The 21,985-nt window shown below is 28.2% G+C and carries 20 protein-coding genes and 1 riboswitch; of the genes, 19 read left to right on the top strand and 1 reads right to left on the bottom strand.

Annotation, left to right across the window (positions count from 1 at the left end; translation table 4 throughout):
• The first annotated feature begins 7 nt into the window (after window positions 1-7).
• The 19 genes from fba to nrdE all read left to right on the top strand — a co-directional run bounded on the left by fba (window position 8) and on the right by nrdE (window position 20,871).
• A complete protein-coding gene (fba, locus tag SCULI_RS05275; RefSeq protein ID WP_025363596.1) occupies window positions 8-898 on the top strand; it encodes a class II fructose-1,6-bisphosphate aldolase in 891 nt (296 codons plus the stop codon).
• A gap of 30 nt (window positions 899-928) precedes the next feature.
• The gene (locus tag SCULI_RS05270) at window positions 929-1,108 is read left to right on the top strand and encodes a helix-turn-helix domain-containing protein (RefSeq protein ID WP_025363595.1); all 180 of its coding nucleotides are present in this window, start codon (window positions 929-931) and stop codon (window positions 1,106-1,108) included.
• A 46-nt stretch (window positions 1,109-1,154) separates the two neighbouring features.
• Window positions 1,155-1,982 carry an SPE_1075/MLC_0560 family membrane protein gene (locus SCULI_RS05265; protein WP_148294478.1) on the top strand — a complete coding sequence of 276 codons (828 nt, stop codon included), beginning with the start codon at window positions 1,155-1,157 and terminating at the stop codon, window positions 1,980-1,982.
• A gap of 76 nt (window positions 1,983-2,058) precedes the next feature.
• Window positions 2,059-2,340, top strand: coding sequence for a 50S ribosomal protein L31 (gene rpmE / locus SCULI_RS05260; RefSeq protein WP_025363593.1), 282 nt, complete (start codon window positions 2,059-2,061; stop codon window positions 2,338-2,340).
• A gap of 91 nt (window positions 2,341-2,431) precedes the next feature.
• Window positions 2,432-4,291 (top strand): P-loop NTPase family protein, encoded by a 1,860-nt coding sequence (locus SCULI_RS05255; protein ID WP_025363592.1) that lies wholly within the window; start codon window positions 2,432-2,434, stop codon window positions 4,289-4,291.
• An 11-nt stretch (window positions 4,292-4,302) separates the two neighbouring features.
• The gene (locus SCULI_RS05250; protein WP_025363591.1) at window positions 4,303-5,256 is read left to right on the top strand and encodes a DHH family phosphoesterase; all 954 of its coding nucleotides are present in this window, start codon (window positions 4,303-4,305) and stop codon (window positions 5,254-5,256) included.
• Window positions 5,257-5,290: 34 nt separating this feature from the next.
• The gene (locus SCULI_RS05245) at window positions 5,291-5,884 is read left to right on the top strand and encodes a thymidine kinase (protein WP_025363590.1); all 594 of its coding nucleotides are present in this window, start codon (window positions 5,291-5,293) and stop codon (window positions 5,882-5,884) included.
• Window positions 5,885-5,894: 10 nt separating this feature from the next.
• Window positions 5,895-6,983 carry a peptide chain release factor 1 gene (gene prfA, locus SCULI_RS05240; protein WP_025363589.1) on the top strand — a complete coding sequence of 363 codons (1,089 nt, stop codon included), beginning with the start codon at window positions 5,895-5,897 and terminating at the stop codon, window positions 6,981-6,983.
• Window positions 6,983-7,801: a peptide chain release factor N(5)-glutamine methyltransferase gene (gene prmC / locus SCULI_RS05235; RefSeq protein ID WP_025363588.1), complete on the top strand. Its 819-nt coding sequence runs from the start codon at window positions 6,983-6,985 to the stop codon at window positions 7,799-7,801. Before prfA ends, prmC begins: the two co-directional genes overlap by 1 nt.
• Window positions 7,802-7,812: 11 nt before the next feature.
• Window positions 7,813-9,108 (top strand): hypothetical protein, encoded by a 1,296-nt coding sequence (locus tag SCULI_RS05230; protein WP_025363587.1) that lies wholly within the window; start codon window positions 7,813-7,815, stop codon window positions 9,106-9,108.
• Window positions 9,109-9,239: 131 nt separating this feature from the next.
• The gene (locus SCULI_RS05225) at window positions 9,240-9,752 is read left to right on the top strand and encodes an L-threonylcarbamoyladenylate synthase (RefSeq protein ID WP_053230344.1); all 513 of its coding nucleotides are present in this window, start codon (window positions 9,240-9,242) and stop codon (window positions 9,750-9,752) included.
• Window positions 9,753-9,849: 97 nt separating this feature from the next.
• A complete protein-coding gene (locus tag SCULI_RS05220) occupies window positions 9,850-12,063 on the top strand; it encodes a hypothetical protein (protein ID WP_025363585.1) in 2,214 nt (737 codons plus the stop codon).
• A gap of 17 nt (window positions 12,064-12,080) precedes the next feature.
• The gene (locus SCULI_RS05215; RefSeq protein ID WP_025363584.1) at window positions 12,081-14,612 is read left to right on the top strand and encodes a hypothetical protein; all 2,532 of its coding nucleotides are present in this window, start codon (window positions 12,081-12,083) and stop codon (window positions 14,610-14,612) included.
• A gap of 35 nt (window positions 14,613-14,647) precedes the next feature.
• Window positions 14,648-15,343 (top strand): hypothetical protein, encoded by a 696-nt coding sequence (locus SCULI_RS05210; RefSeq protein WP_148294477.1) that lies wholly within the window; start codon window positions 14,648-14,650, stop codon window positions 15,341-15,343.
• An 88-nt stretch (window positions 15,344-15,431) separates the two neighbouring features.
• Window positions 15,432-16,421: an aldo/keto reductase gene (locus SCULI_RS05205; RefSeq protein WP_025363582.1), complete on the top strand. Its 990-nt coding sequence runs from the start codon at window positions 15,432-15,434 to the stop codon at window positions 16,419-16,421.
• A complete protein-coding gene (locus SCULI_RS05200; protein WP_053230343.1) occupies window positions 16,396-16,794 on the top strand; it encodes a MerR family transcriptional regulator in 399 nt (132 codons plus the stop codon). The genes SCULI_RS05205 and SCULI_RS05200 overlap by 26 nt, the downstream gene beginning before the upstream one ends.
• A 127-nt stretch (window positions 16,795-16,921) precedes the next feature.
• Window positions 16,922-17,091: riboswitch (cobalamin riboswitch) on the top strand.
• A 143-nt stretch (window positions 17,092-17,234) separates the two neighbouring features.
• Window positions 17,235-18,257 carry a class 1b ribonucleoside-diphosphate reductase subunit beta gene (gene nrdF, locus SCULI_RS05195; RefSeq protein WP_025363580.1) on the top strand — a complete coding sequence of 341 codons (1,023 nt, stop codon included), beginning with the start codon at window positions 17,235-17,237 and terminating at the stop codon, window positions 18,255-18,257.
• A gap of 3 nt (window positions 18,258-18,260) precedes the next feature.
• The gene (gene nrdI, locus SCULI_RS05190) at window positions 18,261-18,716 is read left to right on the top strand and encodes a class Ib ribonucleoside-diphosphate reductase assembly flavoprotein NrdI (protein ID WP_025363579.1); all 456 of its coding nucleotides are present in this window, start codon (window positions 18,261-18,263) and stop codon (window positions 18,714-18,716) included.
• A 10-nt stretch (window positions 18,717-18,726) separates the two neighbouring features.
• A complete protein-coding gene (nrdE, locus tag SCULI_RS05185) occupies window positions 18,727-20,871 on the top strand; it encodes a class 1b ribonucleoside-diphosphate reductase subunit alpha (RefSeq protein ID WP_025363578.1) in 2,145 nt (714 codons plus the stop codon).
• Window positions 20,872-20,886: 15 nt separating this feature from the next.
• Here the strand turns inward: nrdE and SCULI_RS05180 are convergent, their stop codons facing one another.
• Entirely contained in the window at window positions 20,887-21,897 is a 1,011-nt protein-coding gene (locus tag SCULI_RS05180) for an alpha/beta hydrolase (protein WP_038648169.1), read from the bottom strand.
• Between the last annotated feature and the right edge of the window lie 88 nt (window positions 21,898-21,985).

Here is a 21,985-nt window from a genome sequence, read left to right as displayed (position 1 = left end):
TATTTTTATGTCAAAAAAATATCATGCAAGACTAGTTAATGCTAGCCAAATGGTTAAAGATGCTCATGCAGGTAAATATGCAATTGGTCACTTTAACATTAATAACCTTGAGTGAGCAAAAGCGATTTTACTAGCTGCTCAAGAATCAAATACACCTACAATTATTGCAACTTCAGAAGGAGCAATTAAATATATGGGTGGATTAAAAACAATTGTAGGAATGGTTAACGGGTTATTAGAAGATTTAAATATCACTGTTCCTGTTGCTTTACATTTAGATCATGGTCAATCATTAGAAATGGCTAAAAAATGTATCGAAGCTGGATATTCATCAGTAATGTTTGATGGATCTCACTTACCATATGAAGAAAATATTGCAAAAGTTAAAGAATTAATGGACTTTGCAAATGAACATGAAGTATCAGTTGAAGCAGAAATTGGTTCAATTGGTGGTGAAGAAGATGGAGTTGTTGGTGAAGGTGAACTTGGTGATCCAAAACAAGCAGCTGAAATGGCTACAACAGGAATTTCAATGTTGGCAGCTGGAATTGGAAATATTCACGGAAAATACCCAGAATGATGAAAAACATTATCATTTGAAACATTAGAAGAATTACAATCAGCATGTAGTTTACCAATGGTACTACATGGAGGATCTGGAATTCCTCAAGATCAAGTTAAAAAAGCTATCGAATTGGGAATTTCAAAAATTAATGTAAATACTGAATTACAATTAGCATTTAGAGATGCAACAAGAAAATACGTAGAAGACAAAAAAGACTTAGATGATGAGGCTAAAGGATTTGATCCTAGAAAATTATTAGCACCAGGATTTAACGCTTTAAAAGAAACATTTAATGAATTAACTAAAATGTTTGGTTGCTACGGAAAAGCTTAATTAAAAGAATAATGAAGGTCGGAGAAATGAATGAAAGTACATTTAACCGCTGATGAAAAAATTAAAATAATAGAGGATTTTAAAAAATCAGGTGTATCTGCATCTAATTTTGCCCCTACTAGAAATGTCAGTGTTGTGTCATTAAGAAACTGAATTAAAAAATACAATTCAGGTGGGAAAGAAGCATTAAAAACTAAATATGAAAAATAGACTTTTAAGAGTCTATTTTTTTATATAATTAACAAAGGTGATTGAATTGAAATTATATTATGAGCAAATGAAAGAAAATGTTAAGTTAAGGTGAAGAAGTTTACTTGTAAGATTCTTTTTATTTATTTTTGGATTTGCAATAAGTACATTAGGAATAGCATTTTATACAACAACAAAAATTGGAGCGAGCCAAATGGACTTTACAATTTATGTAATCAGTGCCATGATTGATGGTTATGATATGAGTAATGGTTCTATGACAAGTGAAGTTATTCAAGGAATTTATATTTTAATTTACAATCTGATATTGGCCTTGTTTGTTATTTTAAGTATTGCTTTTTCACTTCCCAAAATTATTAAAGATTTAAAAGAAAAAAATAGTGTAAGTACAATTCAAATGACTATTAATTTAATTTGTGATATTATTATTGTTTTTTTAGCACCTTTATTAATGCAATTATATCTAAAACAAGTGGTTGCAGTTGAACAAATTATGAGTGAGTCCACTTCTCAAAATATTAGAAATCTAATATTTATTGGAGGTTTTGTTATGTTTTGTATTGGAGTTGCAATGTGAGTTCATGCCAATATGAGTTTAGGACCATATAATAGTTATGCAAGTTCATTTCAAAATCTAACTGGTTTAAACTATGCTATATCTAGAGTTTTAATGGATCTCTTGATATTTGTTCCTGGTTTAATTTTATTTCCTTTTATTCCTGGAGATTGAAATCAAAAAACACAATTCTTATTAACAAATCTTGGAATTGGAACAATTGCTTTTACTTTTTTAACTGGTCCCTTTGTAAATTTAATTATTAAAGGTTTAAAGAAAATATTTGATTGAGATAAAATAGATAAAATTAATGCATAACTTTTAAAATATATGTTATTATTAGTTTTGTATTGGACTTAATGTTATTTTATAGAAAAAAGGAGAGGTGATTGATATGCCAAAAGCAGATATACATCCAAAATATTTTGAAGCAAAATTCGTATGTACAACATGTAGTAATGAATTTATGTCAGGATCAACAAGAGGTGAAGAAGTAAGAATTGATACTTGCTCAAACTGTCACCCATATTACACAGGAAAACAGTCATTTGCAAATGCTGAAGGAAGAGTTGAAAAATTCAAAGAAAAATTTGCAAAAAAAGATGTTAAAGTAGCTGAACAAAAAGCTGCAAGTGATGCTCAAAAAGCAGAAAACGCTAAAAAAGAGAAAAAATAACAAGTAGTTTATATTAATAATGACCAGTTATCTGGTTTTTTTATTTTTAATTAGATATTAAGTTAAAATAATAAATATGGAGGTATAGAATATGAGTTTTAAAATAAAAAATGCAGAATTTGTTAATAAAAAAGTCTATCCTCAAAAAGTAAATTTTGAACTAAATTCAGGAGAAGTAATTTCGGTTGTTATTGGTGAAGAAAAAGTTAAAAGTACTTTTAAAAATATTCTTGCTGGAAAATACTTAGTTAAAAATGGTCAATTCAAAATTGATGGTTTTGATAAAGTTAATAAACAATGAACAAAAAGAAAAGTTGCTGTTATTAAACCAGGAAATAAATTAATTAGAAGATGACCTGAAAAATTTTGATTGTATTGATCACTACTTTTAAATAAGAATTTTTATACTAATGCAAAGATTAATTATATTAATACTAAATATTCTTACTTATCATTTTCAACTTCAAATAATAATAAAACTGATTTAGATATGAGAGATAAAGTTGAAGAAATGATATCAAAATTTATTGTTAACTCAACAGAAGTTGAAGAACAATGATTAGATCAATTCTTAGAACAAATTGTTGAGTTTAATGATGTTAAATTAGAGAAAAATTATGGTACTTTAGATGAACATATTCGTATTATTGTTAAAGACTATTATTATTTAATTGAAAAAAATCATAACCTTGAACTATTACAAACTTTCTTACAAAGTTTATGAGATAAAGTTTATTCATTCTTGGAATTAAGTTCATTATGTACATGTGAATATAATGCTAAAAAATCAAAAGATAAATTTGTGAAAAAGAAAGCAAAATATTTAGCATTTACAGAACAAAACTTCGTTGTTAGAAAACAATTAAAAATTATAGATTTAAAAATTAATACTATTAAAAGAAAAATTTCAAAAAATAAATTTATTATTAAAAGTTTAGAAAAACAAATTAAATTTGAAGTTTCTAAATCTTCATCTATAAAAGCAAAACGTATTAAAGAAATTGACCATTTATTTAATTGAAGACAACTTGCATATGATCAACGCTTTGAATTTAGACAAAAACAAGAAAAAATGTTTTTTGAAGCTCTATTTGATGAAGCAACAATTTTAAGAGGAAAAATTGTTGAAGTAATGCATCAATATCATCAAAAAGTATTACACGACACTGTCAAAGATGGAAATATGAAAGAGTTTAGGGATGAAAAACAAAAATATAGAAAAGCAATTACAACTGTCTATTCACAAGCAAGTGGTTGAATTAACTCCACAGCAGATCAATTAGAAATGTCATTTGATTTTATTCAAAGTACTTTTAAATTTACAGCAATCAATACAGTTTACTTTAAATTACTAGAATCAATTTATATGAAAAAACACAATATAATCTTTTACAATGTTCTTGCAAAATTATCAAAAGAAGATTGTCAACAATTAATTAAGATTGTAAATAATTTACAAAAAATTGATAAAAGATTTTGTGCTATTTTTTTAGAGAGCAAAATTGAAAATATTCACGATTTAACAAAAGAAGTTGTTGTAATTGAAAATGGAAATATAAAAGAAACAAAATTTAGTGATTTACTAAAAAATGAATGAAACACATATGGAAGTCAAATCTTTTATAATAAAAATAGAATTGCATATGAGTTTGATGGTAAAAACTTACAATTAGTAAACCAAAAAGTTAAAGTTTTAGATGGAGATTATAGTAGTGAAGGATTTTTATTAATTGATCCATTTAAAATTTACACTAACAAAAAGAATTTGAAAAATATAATTTTAGAAGCTGATGTAATTGTTAAGGAAACTGATGACTTTAAAGATGATAAAGTTTATGAACTTATTTTAAAAAATGGAACAAGATTATTTTTCTATTCAGATAAAAAATTAGAACATAAATCAAAAATGACAATCTATATTTGTGAAGATTCAATTCTTAAAAAGATTTAAAAGGAGTATATATGAAATACGAAAATGCAAAATTACTTGTAGAAAAAATTAATGAATATCAAAATATTATTATTGCAAAGCACATTGCACCAGATTGAGATGCACAAGGTAGTGCATTAGGACTAAAAGAAATTATTGTTAATAATTTTAAAAATAAAAATGTTTATGTTGTTGGAAATAAATTAATGAGCGCAGGTTTATTTGAAGATGAACAAGTATTAACAGAAGATATTATTAAAGAATCATTAATGATTACAGTTGATGTTGCTAACTTTGAGCGAATTGATTTTTCATTTAAAGATAATGTTAAAGAGATTTTTAAAATAGATCATCATCCAAATGTAGATGATTATGCAGATAATAGCATTGTTGATGTTGCTTCAATTGCTTGTACACAAACTGTTGTAAGTATTTGTGAACAAAACAATTGAAAAATTTCAAAAGAAGCTGCCACTTATTTGTATTATGGTTTAATTACAGATTCAGGAAGATTTTTATTTAGAAAAACAAATGAAATTACATTTAAAACTGCAATTAAATTAATAGAATGTGGTGTTGATATTAATGAAGTTTATGAAAATCTTTATTCTCAACCATTAGTTGTTGCTAAATGAAAAAATAGAGCATTTAATAAAGCTAAATTTGTAGAGGGCTATCCAATAGCTTATATTGAAATTAAAGATGAAGATTGACAAGACCTTTCTTTAACAGAAGAAGAAGTTAAATTATCTTTGGGAACATTATCTGGAATTCAAGAAATTTTAATTTGATTTATTGCTTATGAAAGTAAAGTTCATGATGCTGTTAAAGTTTCAATGCGTTCAAGACAATATGAAGTTAATAAAGTGGCTGCCGTGTATTCAGGTGGAGGTCATATGTATGCTGCAGGTGCAAAAGTAAAAGATTTTAAAGATGTTGATAATCTTGTAAATGATTTGAAAAAACTTGTAGATAATAACTTATAATAATTTTTGTAAAGTAAAAGAGGAAAATAATAAAATGAGCTATAGAATCAATCCAAAATCAAAACGTGGGTGAATTGAGTTAATCACTGGATGTATGTTTGCTGGAAAAACAGAAGAATTTATCCGTAGACTTAAAAGATATAAATATGCACAACAAGAGGTATTAGTTTTTAAACCAAAAATTGATGATCGCTATTCTGAAACTGATGTTTTTTCACATTCAGGAATGAGTATTGCATCAATCCCTGCAAAAAATTCGCAAGAAATTAAAGATGTAGTTGCTAAAACTAAAAACATAGATATTATTGGAATCGATGAAGTACAATTTTTTGATACAGATATCGTTGAAGTATTATCAAAATTTGCAGATGAAGGGATCATCGTTATTGCAAATGGTTTAGACAAAGATTATCGTAACGATCCATTTCAAAATGTTGACAAGCTATTAGTACAAGCAGAATATGTTGATAAACTAACTTCTATTTGTTTCATCTGTGGGGGAAATGCCAGCAGAACACAAAGAATTGTAAATGGAGTTCCAGCTAAAGCAAATGAACCTTTAGTTGTAATTTCTGCAAATGAAAAGTATGAAGCGCGTTGTCGTCACTGTTATATAAAACCAAGTTAGGAGTAAAGTTATGAACAAAAAAACACAAGAAGCATTAGAGGTTATTCTTAAAAGAGTACAAACTATTGATGATGAACTTTTAAAAGAAGAAACTTTAAAAGATATCAAACTAATGACTGACTTGAATAAAGAAAGATCTAGTTTAGATGAAACAGCAAATAAATATCTTGAGTTCAAAAGAATAGAATCAGATTTAAAAGATGCTAAAGAAATTTTAGAAAATGAAAAGGATCCAGAAATGAGAGAATTGGCTAAAATGACTTTAGATGAATCTGAGGAAGCCATTGAAAAAGTGGAAGCAGAAATTGAATTGTTGTTACTTCCAAAGGATCCAAATGATGATAAAAATGTTATTTTTGAAATCAGAGGAGCTGCTGGGGGAGATGAAGCAAATATTTTTGCAGGTGATTTATTTAGAATGTATGCAAAATTTGCAGAAAAAAATAATTGAAAAATTGATGTATTGGATCAAAATGAATCAGCTGCAGGAGGATTTAGTCAAATTTCTTTCATGGTTAAAGGTGAAAGCGTTTATTCAAAAATGAAATTTGAATCTGGAAGTCACAGAGTTCAAAGGGTTCCAAAAACTGAATCAAAAGGAAGAATTCAAACTTCAACAGCAACTGTTGCAGTATTGCCAGAAATTAGTGATGTTGAAGTTGATATCAAACCAGCAGATTTAAGAATTGATACATATCGTTCTAGTGGAGCTGGGGGACAACATGTTAATACAACAGATTCTGCTGTTAGAATTACACATATTCCTACAGGAGTAGTTGCTGCTTCTCAAGATGGAAGAAGTCAACATGATAATAAAGATAAAGCAATGACAATGTTGAGAGCAAGAATTTATGAAGCTGAACTTGAAAAACAACAATCTGAAGCTGCAAGTATGAGAAAAAGTGCTGTAGGAACTGGGGCTCGAAGCGAAAAAATTAGAACTTATAATTATGCTCAAAATCGTGTTACAGATCACAGAGTTAACTTAACTTTAAATAAATTAGACCAAGTTATAGAAGGTAACATTGATGAAATTATTACTGAATTAATTAATAATGAACAGAAAGAATTAATTGCCCAACAAATTGAAGGTAAATAATGATAGCTCAAAAACTTTTTGAACAATATCAAGATGTTCTTGATAGAAATTCATTTAATGAAATCTTAATTCATATTAAGAAAGATGACTCCATTCAAGACTTTATTAATCTCTTACTTAATAAAGATGAAATGGAGCTTTTTTTTGAAATAATTTTACAATTGAAATCAAATAAACCATTGGCCTATATTTTAAATAAAAAATACTTTTTTGAAAACACTTTTTATGTTAATGAAAATGTTTTAATCCCAAGAATAGAATCTGAATTATTAGTTGAGCAATTATTAAATTATGATTTAAAAAATAAAACTGTAATTGATATTTGCTGTGGTAGTGGCTGTCTAGGAATTAGTTTAAAGTTAAAAGAACCATCAATTGATTTATATTTATCAGATATTAGTAATGATGCACTTGAAGTTACAAAAATTAATTTAATGAAAATGCAAGTGGAAGCACAAGTTCATCAAGCAGATTTTTTAAATGTAATCTTTGAAAATAAAATTGTACCAGATTATATTGTCATTAATCCTCCATACATTGAACATGGAGACATAAATTTAGCAAAGCAGACTTTAAATTATGAACCTCATCTTGCATTATTTGCCCAAGATAATGGATTATATTTTTATAAAATTTTATTTAATAACTTAGAAAAACTTTTTGATCTAAATCCTGATTTAATAATTATTTGTGAATTTGGTTTTGAGCAAAAACAAATTCTCAATTCAATTTTTAATGATAAAGGTTTAAAATATAATATAGAGTTTAAAAAAGACTATTCAAATAATTGGCGTTATTTTATTATAAAAAACAATTAGGAGTTTAATTTATGAAAAAGAACAGCGATAAAAAAATATATGTAAGTAAACTTATAAATATATTTATAGTTCTTTTTTTAATTTTCTTACCTTCGTTAACTTTTATTATGATTTTTTATATAAATCCAAATATAAAAATTTACTTAAATAATTTTGCAGATATAAAACTACAGTTTCCAAATTATTTTTTACCAACTAAAATTTTATTTATGTCATTAATTTGGAGTTCTGTTTCATTTCTAATAGTGGGATTTATAATTTTATCTTTTTATCCATTTATTATTAGAAATAAAATTAAACATCCATTAATAAAAAACTTTTTTACTGCAACAACAATTGCTACATTCTTAATATCTTTAATTCTAATGGCGTTTGCACAATACAATTATTCAACATTTTATACTTTATATAATTTTATTGGGGCAAATAATGCAAATATGATTTTTGAATCAGATTTTGCAAATGAGTTTGCAAAAAATTATCAAGCAAATCAAAATTATGAATGAAGTAGTGAAGCACTAACATGATGAATAAGCTTAATTCAAATCTTAATTACTATGATAAGTTTTTCTGTATTTAATTCAAATTTAAGTACAGATCATATTGGTCAAAATGAAGAAATTAATGTAAATTTGATTTCTAAAAAGAATATTGATCAAAGTAAGATTGCTTTATTGTTAAATAAAATTTCAATTAATAATGATAAAAATTTAATTATTTGAATGTTAATTGTGGCAATAATTATATTTATGCCCCAATTTGCATATGTAATTGCATTGTCAATTCCTTCAGCTAATATATCTTCACTATTAAATTGAACTTTTATTGCGCCAGATTTACTTGATATAGCAGAGTTAAGTGAAATTTCTAATCAAGGAACCTACTTTGCAATTGCAAATTTACCAATTATTGCTTCAAGCTTTTTATTTGGAACTATTAGTATTTTTGCATTGATTTATATTAAGGGAATACAAATTAATAAGAACTTCTTTATTTTACAATTTGTTTTATTATTAATTGAAATGCTAACAATCATTGCAATTAATACATATTCAATTTATGAAATAAATGCTATTACAGAACTTTGAAATGAAAATAATATAGCAAAAATTTTAAATGGTAAAGAGGATGTACAAAACTTAATTAATATTTTTGGTAATGATGTTTGAAAAGACCAAAATAAAATTAATTATTTATGATTAAATGGTATGCAATATGTTTCTCAAACCGTAATTTCAACAGCATTTACAGTTATTGTTTTTACAATTTTGGGAACTAAAATTTTAAAAAAATTTGAAAAATTTTAAAAACCCCTTTATTATAGGGGTTTTTATTTTATTTTATTTCATTAAAAATTTGCAATTAGCAATATAGTAGTGTATTATATTATACTTTTCAAAAAAATTGTGCTATAATATCTATGTACTAAGGGGTATATATGAAACTGTTAGATAAAAAAGAGATTGATTTAGCTATTGAATGTTTATTAAACAATCAAATAGTGATTCTACCAACAGATACAATCTATGGATTGAGCTCACTTGTTAGTCAAGAAAATGAATTAAGAATTAACGATTTAAAAGGTAGTTCTGAAAATAAAAGACTAATTATTTTAGTTTCTAATTTAGATCAAGCTCAAGAATTTATAGATTTAAATGATCAAATTATTGAAGCACTACAATCTCAAGAACCAACAACAGTAATCTATCAAAAACAAAAAGGGACATTAAGTTATGCTATACGTTTGATTCAAAGAAAAGATTTGAAACAAATAATTGATGTAACTGGTCCAATTTTTTCTACAAGTGTAAATAAAACTGGTAAAGATTTTTTAATAACACATGAACAGTTAAAAAGCTTCAGTGAAAATGTAAGTTGTTTTTTTACAGAAGAACTTAAAAATAAGCCTTCAATTATTGTAGATTTCATAAATAACAAGAAAAAAAGGTAGCATATATAATACCAAAGTAAATATAGCAATGCAACAATTTTAGTGAAAAACTTTCAATTTTTATGCTATAATTAATATAGTTAAGGGGGGAATATTCGTGTATGTAAATCCATTTGAAAGAATGAGAAAAAAACGTGAAGAAGCAGAAAAACTTCAAGAAGAAGCTGTTAGAGAACGTGAAAAATATGCAAGATTAGGAGCACAAATGGGATTAACACAAGAAAAAGGTGTTATGCCATCCTTTATTAAAAGTTTAATAGGTGAAACTAATCAAACAAAAGTCCCTCCATTTGGAATGGGAGTTGGTTCTGATGATTCAGGAGCAGGTCCTTTTGGAGGAATGGGAGGAGATCCTTTTGCAGGAGCTCCAATGGACTCTGGTCCAGCCCCAAGTTTTAGTTCATCAATGGAGGCAACTCCATTACCAACAAGTTTTGAAACACCAGGAAGTATGCCTTCATTTGATAGTGGTCCAGCTCCAAGTTTTGGAGCAAGTATGCCAATGGAATCAGTTCCAAGTGTACCTTCGTTTGAACAAGCACCACCAATGAGTGCTCCTCAGATGAGTGAACCAGTGATTTCTCCAACACAACAACCAATGTTTGAGAGTAGTTCAACTGTACCAAACTTTGGTTCAGTAGTGGACTCTGGTCCAGCCCCAAGTTTTAGTTCATCAGGTAATGCACCTTCATTTGAACAAGCACCGCTAATGAATGAAACAATTGCTACTCAAGTACCCCCATCATTTGATAGTGGTCCAGCTCCAAATTTTGGAGCAAGTATGCCAATGGAATCAGTTCCAAGTGTACCTTCGTTTGAACAAGCACCACCAATTAGTGCTCCTCAGATGAGTGAACCAATAATGCAACCGATTCAAGAATCTAATTTAAAACCAAATCAAGTTACAACTGCAACATTTATTTCAATGTTGAATCAAAATAATGTTCAAGGTAAACTATTTGTTTTAATGGGAGGAGATACAAACTTACAAACAATTTCAGATTCATTTGTAAGTCAACTATCCCAAGAGCAAAAAAATCTAATTGATACAGAAGAAGCCCATTTATATGGTGCTCCATTCTTGTTCTTATTAAAACAAATAGTTAATATCTTACCAGTAATTAATTTGGATGATAAAAGAGTATTGTGAGAAAAAACATCATTATTATTAGCCGCAACAGATTATGGTAAAACAGGATCTGAAGTTGACGAAATCTTAGAAGACTTTGCAATTGAAAATCCAATTGAAAGAATTCAACAAGAATTCATGCAAGTGTTTGAAGCGTATGGTTTAAATGCAAAACAATTATTGATAATGTTAAGAGGATTTAATACCTTAGAATTAACTCAAACTACTAAAACAGTTCAATTTATAAACCAATTATTTAATCAATTAATAAATCTTAAATTCGTCTTTGAATTTAGTGAATCATTTGTAATTGGAGCACAAGCAACTGATGCTGGAGGAGCAATGTTGAGTCAAATTAATGGCTATATTATATATGGTCAAGAAATGTCTCAAACATCAAACAATAGTTTTGAGCCAGTAAATAATCCATTGCCACAAAGCGATACAACATTTGCTTCAGCTATGCCTGAACAACCAATACCATCATTTGAACAAGCACCACCAATGAGTGCTCCACAAATGAATAATCCAAGTTCAACATTTGAAACTCAAATACCTAGTATACCTGAACCTAGTCCAATGCCAGACATTGGTGCTAGTATAAGTGAACCAAGTTTTAGTCCAAGTTTTCAACCAGAAACTGGACCAAGTATGATGGCTGCCCCAGGGGGTTTTGAACCAATGGGTGCATCATCAACAGATATGCCACCGGGAATGAGTTTTGGATTTCCCAGTAGTTTAGAACTTGAAGAAGAAGAACCAGAAGAGGAATATGATTCAGGACTGGATAACAATGTCAGAATTCGTGTTGACTTAAACTTGCAAAAAAAGCAAGAAGAACAAGAGGAACGCGAGAAAAAAGAGGAACAAGAGAGAATTGAAAGAATGGGTGGACATGGGTTCAACCCAGCAATTCTTGCAGATTCCAAAACTAACAATATGTTTACACAACCAAAAAGAGTAAACGATCCTTTGGATGTAAATAAAGCAACCATTATGGAACACAAAAAAATTGAAGACCCAAGGGACTTTGAAACCATAAAGGGAAAATTGAATGAATTAACAAAAGAACATCAGTCAAAAGCTGGTATCAATATTCAAGAATCATTTGCAGTCAAAGAAAATAAAAATCAAAACTTAATAGATGTTCCAGGAAACTGGACTAACATCAATAACAAATAAAACAAGGAGGATTCATTATGTTTATATTACTTATAGTTCTTGCATGATCAATAGTAATGGTTGCAGCATTGTTCTTATTAACATTTGCAGCATTATCATTAACTGCAACATTATGATTTGAAAAAGCAGCTGGAACACAAAACTTTTTATTTAAATTATTTGATTGAATGTCATCTCAACCATATTCAATTCCATGATTTGGTGCAGGAGCAGGTGGAGCACCAAACAACTGAGTTATTACACCTACTTTATTAATGATGATAAAAGGTGGAGCAATTCCACAATGACACTTATTCGTTACTGCAGGATTAATGGTTGCTTTATCAGCGGGATTAATTACTGTTGCAGTAATGGAATTAGTTAGAGCAAAAAAACGTCAAAAAATTTCAAAACCATTTATTAAATCATTATTAGTATTAGTACCAGCATTCGGATTATTATACGGACAAAATATTATCTTAATCGTATCTGGATGTTTATTAGTTGCATGAGTATTATTAGAAGCTGTATTATTCGATTCAGAAGCATTGAATAATTATGCTGAAGAAAGAAACTTAATCTCAATTTACAAAGAAGAAAGAAAATTCGAAAAAGAGGTAAGTAAAGAGGGAAAGTTAACTGGCAACGTAGATTCGGAAACTACAAATCAGGGAAATCAAAAAAATATGCTGGACCAAAATGGGAAAGCAAAAATAAATGATAATTCTGCGTTGCCAAAAAAATCAAAGTCACCAAAATGACAAGCTAAATATGAAAAATACAATGGCTATAAAGCCGAATTAGCAAAATTTAGATTAGGGCTACAAATGAAAGCCCCAACTCTAACTCCTGAACAAAAAGCAGAATACACTAAAAAATTCAATGCTAAAGTTAAGAAGTTAAATTTCTTTGGATGAATATTGGGATTAAACAAATCTCATAAAATTCCATACTTAGTGTTACCAAATACAAGTGTACAAACAGCTCAATCAGGATCAGCGCAAGCAGAACCACAATTTAACAATCCAAAAGCTAAAAAAGCTTATTTACAATGAAAAACTTATAGAGATCAATTAGAAGCATTAAGAGCAGATTTACAATCTAAAGCTGCATGAATGACTTCAGTTCAAAAAGAAAAAGCTACAAACAAATTTAACTTTAAAGTTATGAAAGTTAATGGTTTAAGCAAAAAATTAAAATTACCAGAAGAGTTTAACATTGCCTATCTAGTATTAGAGGGATCAGGACAAACTGTTCAAAACAATGTACAACAACAAACTAGTCAACCACAAGTTGCACCAGTAACACCAACACCATCAGCTCCTACAATGGAAGCAAATTTCCAAACAGGTTCAATTGATGAAGCAACAGCTGCATTTGGAGGTCAATCTTCAACTGCTGTTGATCCAAATATTGAAGACTTGCATGAAAGATATAGTGGTGGAAACAAACCAGGCGTACCTCAAACATTTGTGGCACCTCAAACTACAGTTCATGGAACTAGAGTATCTAAACAAGAATTGGATGCACAATTGCAAGCTAAATTAGCATTTGCAATTAACATGGATCCAAGTCAGCTGCCTGCATCTAGTCAAGCACCTGATACAGATAAAAATGCAATCTATGCTGATATGAACTTTAAACAACCAGACTTGTTATTCCAAGTTGCTATGAAAGCAGCTGCAAAACAAAAAGAACGTGAGAAGAGAGCTGCTGCTAATGGTACAACAGCTGTTGCAACAGTTTCTGCTCCACCAACTTTTGGGGGAATGACATTTGATGAAGTTTTACAAGATGATAGAATTGTTGAAAACATTGAAGAAATGAAATTACCAGAAACATTTGTGGCACCTCAAACTAAAGTTCACGGAACTACAACTGTTTCAAAAAGTCAATTAGATGCTGAGTTACAAGCAAGACTAGCATATGCTATTAATATGGATGTAAATCAATTACCAGCAATTGCAGAACCAGCAAATGCTGATAAAACATTGATCTATACAGACTTGAGTTTTAAACAACCAGACTTGTTATTCCAAGTTGCTATGAAAGCAGCTGCAAAACAAAAAGAACGTGAGAAGAGAGCTGCTGCTAATGGTACAACAGCTGTTGCAACAGTTTCTGCTCCACCAACTTTTGGGGGAATGACATTTGATGAAATGCTACAAGATAATAGAGTTGTTGAAAATGTAGAGGAAATGAAATTTGGAGAAATGCCTTCAACTCAATCTACTGCACCAAGTGCTCCAACTCCAAGTTTTGAAGCACCAATCCCAAGTGCACCAGTTGCACCAGCTCCAAGTTTTGAAGCTCCAGCTCCAGCTCCAGCACCAATTGCTGCTCCAGCTGTTGATAATCAAAAACTAAATGAGATGGAAGATAGAATGGCAAGATTAGAATCTGCTATTAGTTCATTGGGAAACTCAAATACTGAAGCTTTACAACAACAATTTCAAGCAATTGCTCAACAACTTGAGTCAATTACAAGAACTGTTAATGAAATGGAAGCAAAAAATCCAAGAGCAATTATTGACTCATTAACAACTAAATATGCTTATAATCAAAAATAATGGTCAAAGCCATTATTTTTTTATATTATATAGTTATGAATAATTTAACTTTAAATGATGTAAGTCAATATGTAAAATGGGATAGTGAAATTCAAAAATTTGTTTTGATAAAAGAAATAGATAAGGCTAAAAATATTTACTTAGAAGAAATTAAACAAAATCAAAATGAAGATAAGACAATTAATATTACCAATAGTTATGAAATTCTTTTAGAAACATATCCCTTTATTAATAATTTAAAAGAACAAGTTGTTAGCAATTCTATTCAACAAATAGAATGTATAAAAAGTCTTGTTTTTAAAAGCATAGCTTTAAAAACTGGTCCAAAAATTAAATTAGCTCAAAATGATTGTAAAAATGCAAATCATCAAGCAATTGCTACACGTTTTATAAGTGAATTAAATTCTTTTATTTATAAATATAAAGTTTCTAAAATTCACTATGATAAAGTTTTTATCTATTTAAATCATGCAATGAAATTTATTGGACAAGTTGATTTAATTTTTGAAACTCCAAGTGGAGTTTACCAATTAGAATTAAAAACTAGTAAAGTCAATTTTAGTGAAAAATATAATGGATCTTTATATTTAAATAAACTTTTAGTTGAAAACACTAACCAACTTTCTATTAAAGACAGTTTTGTTTTAAATCCACGAGTTGAACAAGTTTATATGAATTATAATAAACCAGCAAAAAAGATTGAAAATAAAATGATTTCATTATTTTATTAATTTTTAAAATATTGCTTGACTTAAAGTTACTTGAACTAAATATAATTTAATTGTAGGTTATAAATCTTACAATAGAATGAGGTATAAAATGAAAAAAAGAATTTTAGGAAAAGATTTAGAAGTTTCTGAATTGGGATTTGGATCAATGGGATTATCAATGTCATTTCCTCCCTTTCCCCCAATTGAAGAAGGCATTAAAGTTTTAAGAGCAGCATATGAAAAAGGAATTACTTTTTTTGATACTGCAGAAATTTATGGACCATTTACTAATGAATCACTACTTGGTGAAGCATTTAAAGATATGAGAGATAAAGTAGTAATTGCAACAAAATTTGGATTTAAATATGAAAATGGTAAAGCTGTTGGTTTAGATAGTAGTCGCCAAAACATTTTACGAGCACTTGAAGGTTCTCTTGAACGATTACAAACTGATTATATTGATTTGTATTATCAACACAGAGTTGATCCAAATACTCCAATTGAAGAAGTAGCAACTGTAATGAAAGAATTAATTGAACAAGGAAAGATTAAACATTGAGGTTTAAGTGAGGCATCAGTTAATACAATTAGAAAAGCTCATGCAATTTGTCCAGTCACAGCTGTGCAAAGTGAATATTCAATGTTTTGAAGAGAACCTGAAAAAGAATTATTAACAACTTTAGAAGAGTTAAATATTGGTTTTGTACCATTTAGTCCTCTAGGAAAAGGATTTTTAACAGGAACAGTTAAACCAGGCATGGTATTTGAAGAAAATGATTTTAGAAATACAATTCCAAGATTTAATAATCCTCAATATTTAGAAGCAAACATGAAACTTGTTGAAATTGTAAAAGAGATAGCTGAAAAGAAAAATTCAACTCCAGCAGCAGTTGCTTTAGGATGGTTATTAAATCAAAAAGAATGAATAGTTCCTATTCCTGGAACTAAAAAAATTGAAAGAATCCAAGAAAATAATGAGGCTGTCAATTTAAAATTTACACAAGAAGAATTAAAACAAATTAAAGATCAACTTGATAGTATCGAACTTCTTGGTCATCGCTATAGTGAAATCAATGAAAAACAGATTGATAAATCATAATATGACAAAATATTATTTAACAGAAATTTCAAAGTTACTAGATATTAGTCAATCTGCAATTCGCTATTATGATGACAAGGGCTTATTTCCAAGAATGCAAAGAGACAATAACAATCGTCGTTATGCAACTGAAGAAGGGTTAGAACATATTCGCACAATTTTGTGTTTAAAAGATACAGGTATGAATTTAGTTGATATAAAACATTATTTAGATTTAGTCCAACTTGGAGATTCTTCTCTAGAAGAACGTTTTCAAATGATTTTAAAACAAGAAAAGAATGTTTTAAAAAAGGAAAGAGAACTTGCTGCTCAAAAAGACTTTATAAATTATAAAAAACAATTTTATAAAGATAAAATTGCAAATAGTAAGTAATAAAAACTCTCAATTTTAGGTTGAGAGTTTTTATTAGCATATTTATTGGTCTAAAAAATATTTTTTATAATTATAAAAAAAGTTATAGATATTTTACTAGGGGTATAGTAATATAACTTTACAACTAAATAGCCTTGAAAATATAGATGTACGGGAAAAGAGTGAAAGTCTCTTGCTGTCCCAGCAACTGTAATGCTGATGAAAACTACAAGTAACCATTGAAACAATTTGTTTTGAGAAGGGTAGTTAGTAAAATGAAGCTAAGCCAGAAGACCGGTCTGCTATTTTCACAATTATGTTATTCCTGGGGATGAATTAACAGAGTTATTTTGAATACCATTTTTTGGTATATAATAAAATAATTTTCTTATATTTATTCAGCATCCCTTTATAGAGATGCTTTTTAGTTGTCCTTATTTATAAACAATAAAGGAGATTATATGAAAAACGTGAAAAATAAGTATTATAATGAGTCAGTTTCACCAATCGAATATGCAATGAATAATTTTCAGGGCAAAATGAGAAGTGTAAACTGAAATGTGATGAATGATGAAAAAGATTTAGAAGTATGAAATAGGGTTACACAAAATTTTTGATTACCAGAAAAAATTCCTGTATCAAATGATTTAGTTTCATGAAAAACTTTAACACCAGAATGGCAACAATTAGTTACAAGAACTTTTACAGGATTAACTTTACTTGATTCAATTCAAGCAACTGTTGGAGATGTAGCACAAGTTGATCACTCTTTAACAGATCACGAACAAGTAATTTATACAAACTTTGCTTTTATGGTTGCAGTTCATGCAAGAAGTTATGGAACAATCTTTTCAACTTTATGTAACAGTGACCAAATTGAAGAAGCACATCAATGAGTTATTGATACTCAATCACTTCAAGATAGAGCAAAAGAATTAATTCCTTATTATGTAGATAAAGATCCACTTAAATCAAAAGTGGCTGCGGCTTTAATGCCTGGATTTTTATTGTATGGTGGATTTTATTTACCATTCTATTTATCTGCAAGAGGTAAATTGCCAAATACTTCAGATATCATTCGCTTAATTTTAAGAGACAAAGTGATTCACAATTATTACAGTGGGTATAAGTATCAAAGAAAAGTTGAAAAACTAAGTGCTGAAAAACAAAAAGAAATGAAAGAATTTGTTTTTGATTTATTGTACAAATTAATTGATTTAGAAAAAAAATATTTACATGAGTTGTATGATGGATTTGGATTAGCAGAAGATGCAATTCGCTTTAGTGTTTACAACGCAGGAAAATTTTTACAAAACTTAGGATATGAATCACCATTTACATTAGAAGAAACAAAAATAGAACCAGAAATATTTACACAATTATCTGCAAGAGCAGATGAAAATCATGATTTCTTTTCAGGTAATGGATCTTCATACATTATGGGAGTAACTGAAGAGACAGATGATGATGACTGAGATTTTTAAACCATGCACAAAGATATAGTGATGGTTTCTTCTGATGTAGTTATTAAACCAAGTGGAAATATTCATGTCGTATATTTCTCATCAAGATCAAATAATACACATAGATTTATAGAAAAATTAGCAATCGATAATTCAAGAATACCAATGGAAGTTGAAAATAAATTAAGAATGGATAGGGATTATGTTTTAATAACTCCAACTTATGCAGCTGGGGGAAACAAAATTGAGGGAGCAGTTCCTAAACCAGTAATTAATTTTTTAAATAATGAGGTTAATAGAAATTATTGTAAAGGAGTAATTGCTTCGGGTAATACAAATTTTGGTGATACTTTTGCAATTGCTGGACCAATCATTTCAAAAAAATTAAACGTTCCATTGTTATACCAATTTGAATTACTTGGTACAGCAGGAGATGTTGAACAAGTAAAACAAATTTTAAAAGAGTTTTGAGAAAAGTAGGTAAAAATAAATGAGCAACAATTTAAATAAAAATAGTTTAGACGAGTACATTGCGTTGAATGCGCGTGTAAAAATATTTGAAAAAAATGGATCAAATTTTGAAATTGATCGTCAAGCTGCAAAAAAATATATTGATAATGAAATTGAAGTTAAAAGAATGAAGTTCAAAAACTTTGAAGAAAAAATAAATTATTTAACACAAAATGATTATTGAGATAAAGAATTAATTGGAAAATATAATTTACAAGATTTAATTTCATTAAGAGAACAATTAAATGAATATAATCATGAGTTTCCAAGTTTCATGGGAGCATTAAAATTTTATAATGCATATGCATTAAAAAGTTTTGATCAAAAACTTTATTTAGAAAATTATGAAGATAGAGTTTTTATGAATTCGATTTTCTTTGGTGGAGGAGATATTGAAGAAGCTAAAAATATTTCAAAAGAAATTATGCTTGGAAGATTTCAACCAGCTACGCCAACATTTTTAAATGCAGGAAAACAACAACGAGGAGAATATATTTCTTGTTATTTATTAAGAGTTGAAGATAATATGGAATCAATTGGTAGAGCAGTAACAACTTCACTCCAACTTTCAAAAAGAGGTGGGGGAGTTGCATTATGTTTGACAAACATCAGAGAGTTTGGCGCACCAATTAAAAATATTGAAAACCAAGCAACAGGTGTAATTCCTGTTATGAAAATTTTGGAAGATTCATTTTCATATGCAAATCAACTTGGACAACGTCAGGGAGCTGGTGCAGTTTATTTAAATGCTCACCACCCAGATGTTTTACAATTTTTAGATACAAAAAGAGAAAATGCTGATGAAAAAATTCGAATCAAATCTCTTTCACTTGGATTAGTAATTCCAGATATTACTTTTGAACTTGCAAAAGAAAATAAAGAGATGGCTTTATTCAGTCCTTATGATGTTGAAAGAGTTTATAAAAAACCAATGTCAGATATTTCAATTACAGAAGAATATGACAACATGATTAACAATAAAGAAATTAAAAAAACTTTTATCAATGCAAGAAAATTATTTCAAGTAATTGCAGAATTACATTTTGAAAGTGGATATCCTTATATTTTATTTGATGACACTGTTAATAATAGAAATGCACATCCAGGAAGAATTGTTATGAGTAACTTGTGTAGTGAGATTGTTCAAGTTTCAACTCCAAGTGAATTTAATGAAGATTTAAGTTTTAAAAAAGTTGGAGAAGATATTTGTTGTAACTTAGGAAGTATCAACATTGCAAAAGCAATGGAAGCAGGAAGTGAATTTGAAAATATGATTTTTGAATCAATTAAAGCACTTGATCATGTTTCAAGAACTTCAAGTTTATCAAGTGCACCTTCAATTGAAAATGGAAATAAAAATAATCATGCTGTTGGACTTGGTGCAATGAACCTACATGGTTTTCTTGCAACTAATGAAATATATTATAATGCCCCTGAAGCAGTTGATTTTACAAATATGTTTTTCTATGCAATGGCTTACAATTCATTTAAAGCTTCAAATAAATTAGCAATTAAATTTGGTAAATTCAAAAATTTTGAAAAAACAAAATTTGCTGATGGAACTTATTTTGACAAATATACAACTTGTGATGAAAATAAATGGACACCTGAATTTGAAAAAGTTAAGAATATATTCACTAAATATAATATTTCAATTCCTTCAAAACAAGATTGAATTAATTTAGTAAGTGAAATTAAAAAAACAGGACTAGCGAACTCTCACTTACTTGCTGTTGCACCAACTGGTTCAATTAGTTATTTATCATCTTGTACACCAAGTCTTCAACCAGTGGTTGCACCAGTTGAAGTTAGAAAAGAAGGAAAACTTGGAAGAGTATATGTGCCTGCATATAAAATGAATTTTGACAATATTGGTTATTATTCTCTTGGCGCTTATGAAGTTGGACCAGATCCAATTATAGATATTGCAGCTGCAGCTCAGCAACACGTTGATCAAGCAATCTCATTAACTTTATTTATGACAGATAAAGTAACAACAAGAGATTTAAACAAAGCATACATTCGTGCATTCAAAAAAGGATGTGCCTCAATTTATTATGTTAGAGTAAGACAAGAAGTTTTAGAAGATAGTGAAAATTATGAATGTGATGCATGTGTAATTTAATAAATAAAAAAATGGTTAGCTAACCATTTTTTTATTTATAAAGTTTAGTGTTAGTTTATGGTAATCATTTAAGTTCATATGCATTGAGCTTGAATGTTTTGCATTATCATAAATTTTAATATAACTTTTATGTTCAGGTTCTTGATTTGTTTTTAAGTAATACATCACAACAGAATTGTGATACATAATAAAGTCATCTTGTTTTCCATGAATAAACAAAATTCTTAAATCGGAAATTGATTGATCCAATTTTAATAAGTTAACTTCTTTAATGTTGGTTTTTGTTTTCTTTCTCATATTTTTGTTTATACCTAATGACATTAATCATCAAGGAATTAATAAATATTTTTGTAAGAAAAATCTAATTTGATGAACAGCATTTGAAAAACCACAATCTGCTATTAATCAATCAATTTTATTATCTTTATAATAAGTATTTACAAATTGCAATGAACTTGCAGCTCCCATACTTACACCTAATACTCCAATTTCACTAACTTCAAAACTATTTTTAACTCAAGAAATAACTTCATTTAAAAGTTTTGCATTAGTTACTCCAAAGTCAGATTTAACTCCATAACTTTTTCCATGAGCATAACCATCAAAAGTTATAATGTTATATCCTTGTTTATAAAAATGATAAACATTTCTTAAACCAATATACTTATTTCTTTTAAAACCATGCAAACCAATTACTCATTTAGTTGATTTTTTATTTCTAACAATCAGAGCACTGATTTGTTCACTTAGTTTTCCAATGTTAAATTCACGAATTTGATCTTTTTCAATATCAAATTCAGAAACTTTTTTATTGGCAAGATCATCTAATAAATGTTCATAACTATTTAATTCAATTCCTTTTTTTGTAGTTCCACTACGTTTGTAATTAAATAAATATCCAAGGAATATTTTTGAACAAAGCCAACTCATTAGTCAAACTAGTGGAAAGAAAATTACAATGATCGTTACGTTTCATCACTTATAATGATATTGTCTTAATTTCTTTAAACTTTTTTTGTAATTCATTTTAATCACCTTGGTATTATTTTATCAAACATTTAAAATAAAAAACAAGTTTGTCAATATTCAAATTGTTTTATTATATTAATTTATT

The organism is Spiroplasma culicicola AES-1, from assembly GCF_000565175.1.
Classification (GTDB): Bacteria; Bacillota_I; Bacilli_A; order Mycoplasmatales; family Mycoplasmataceae; genus Spiroplasma_A; species Spiroplasma_A culicicola.
Note: the sequence above shows the minus strand (reverse complement) of the source record. Positions and strands in the feature narration are given on the sequence as shown.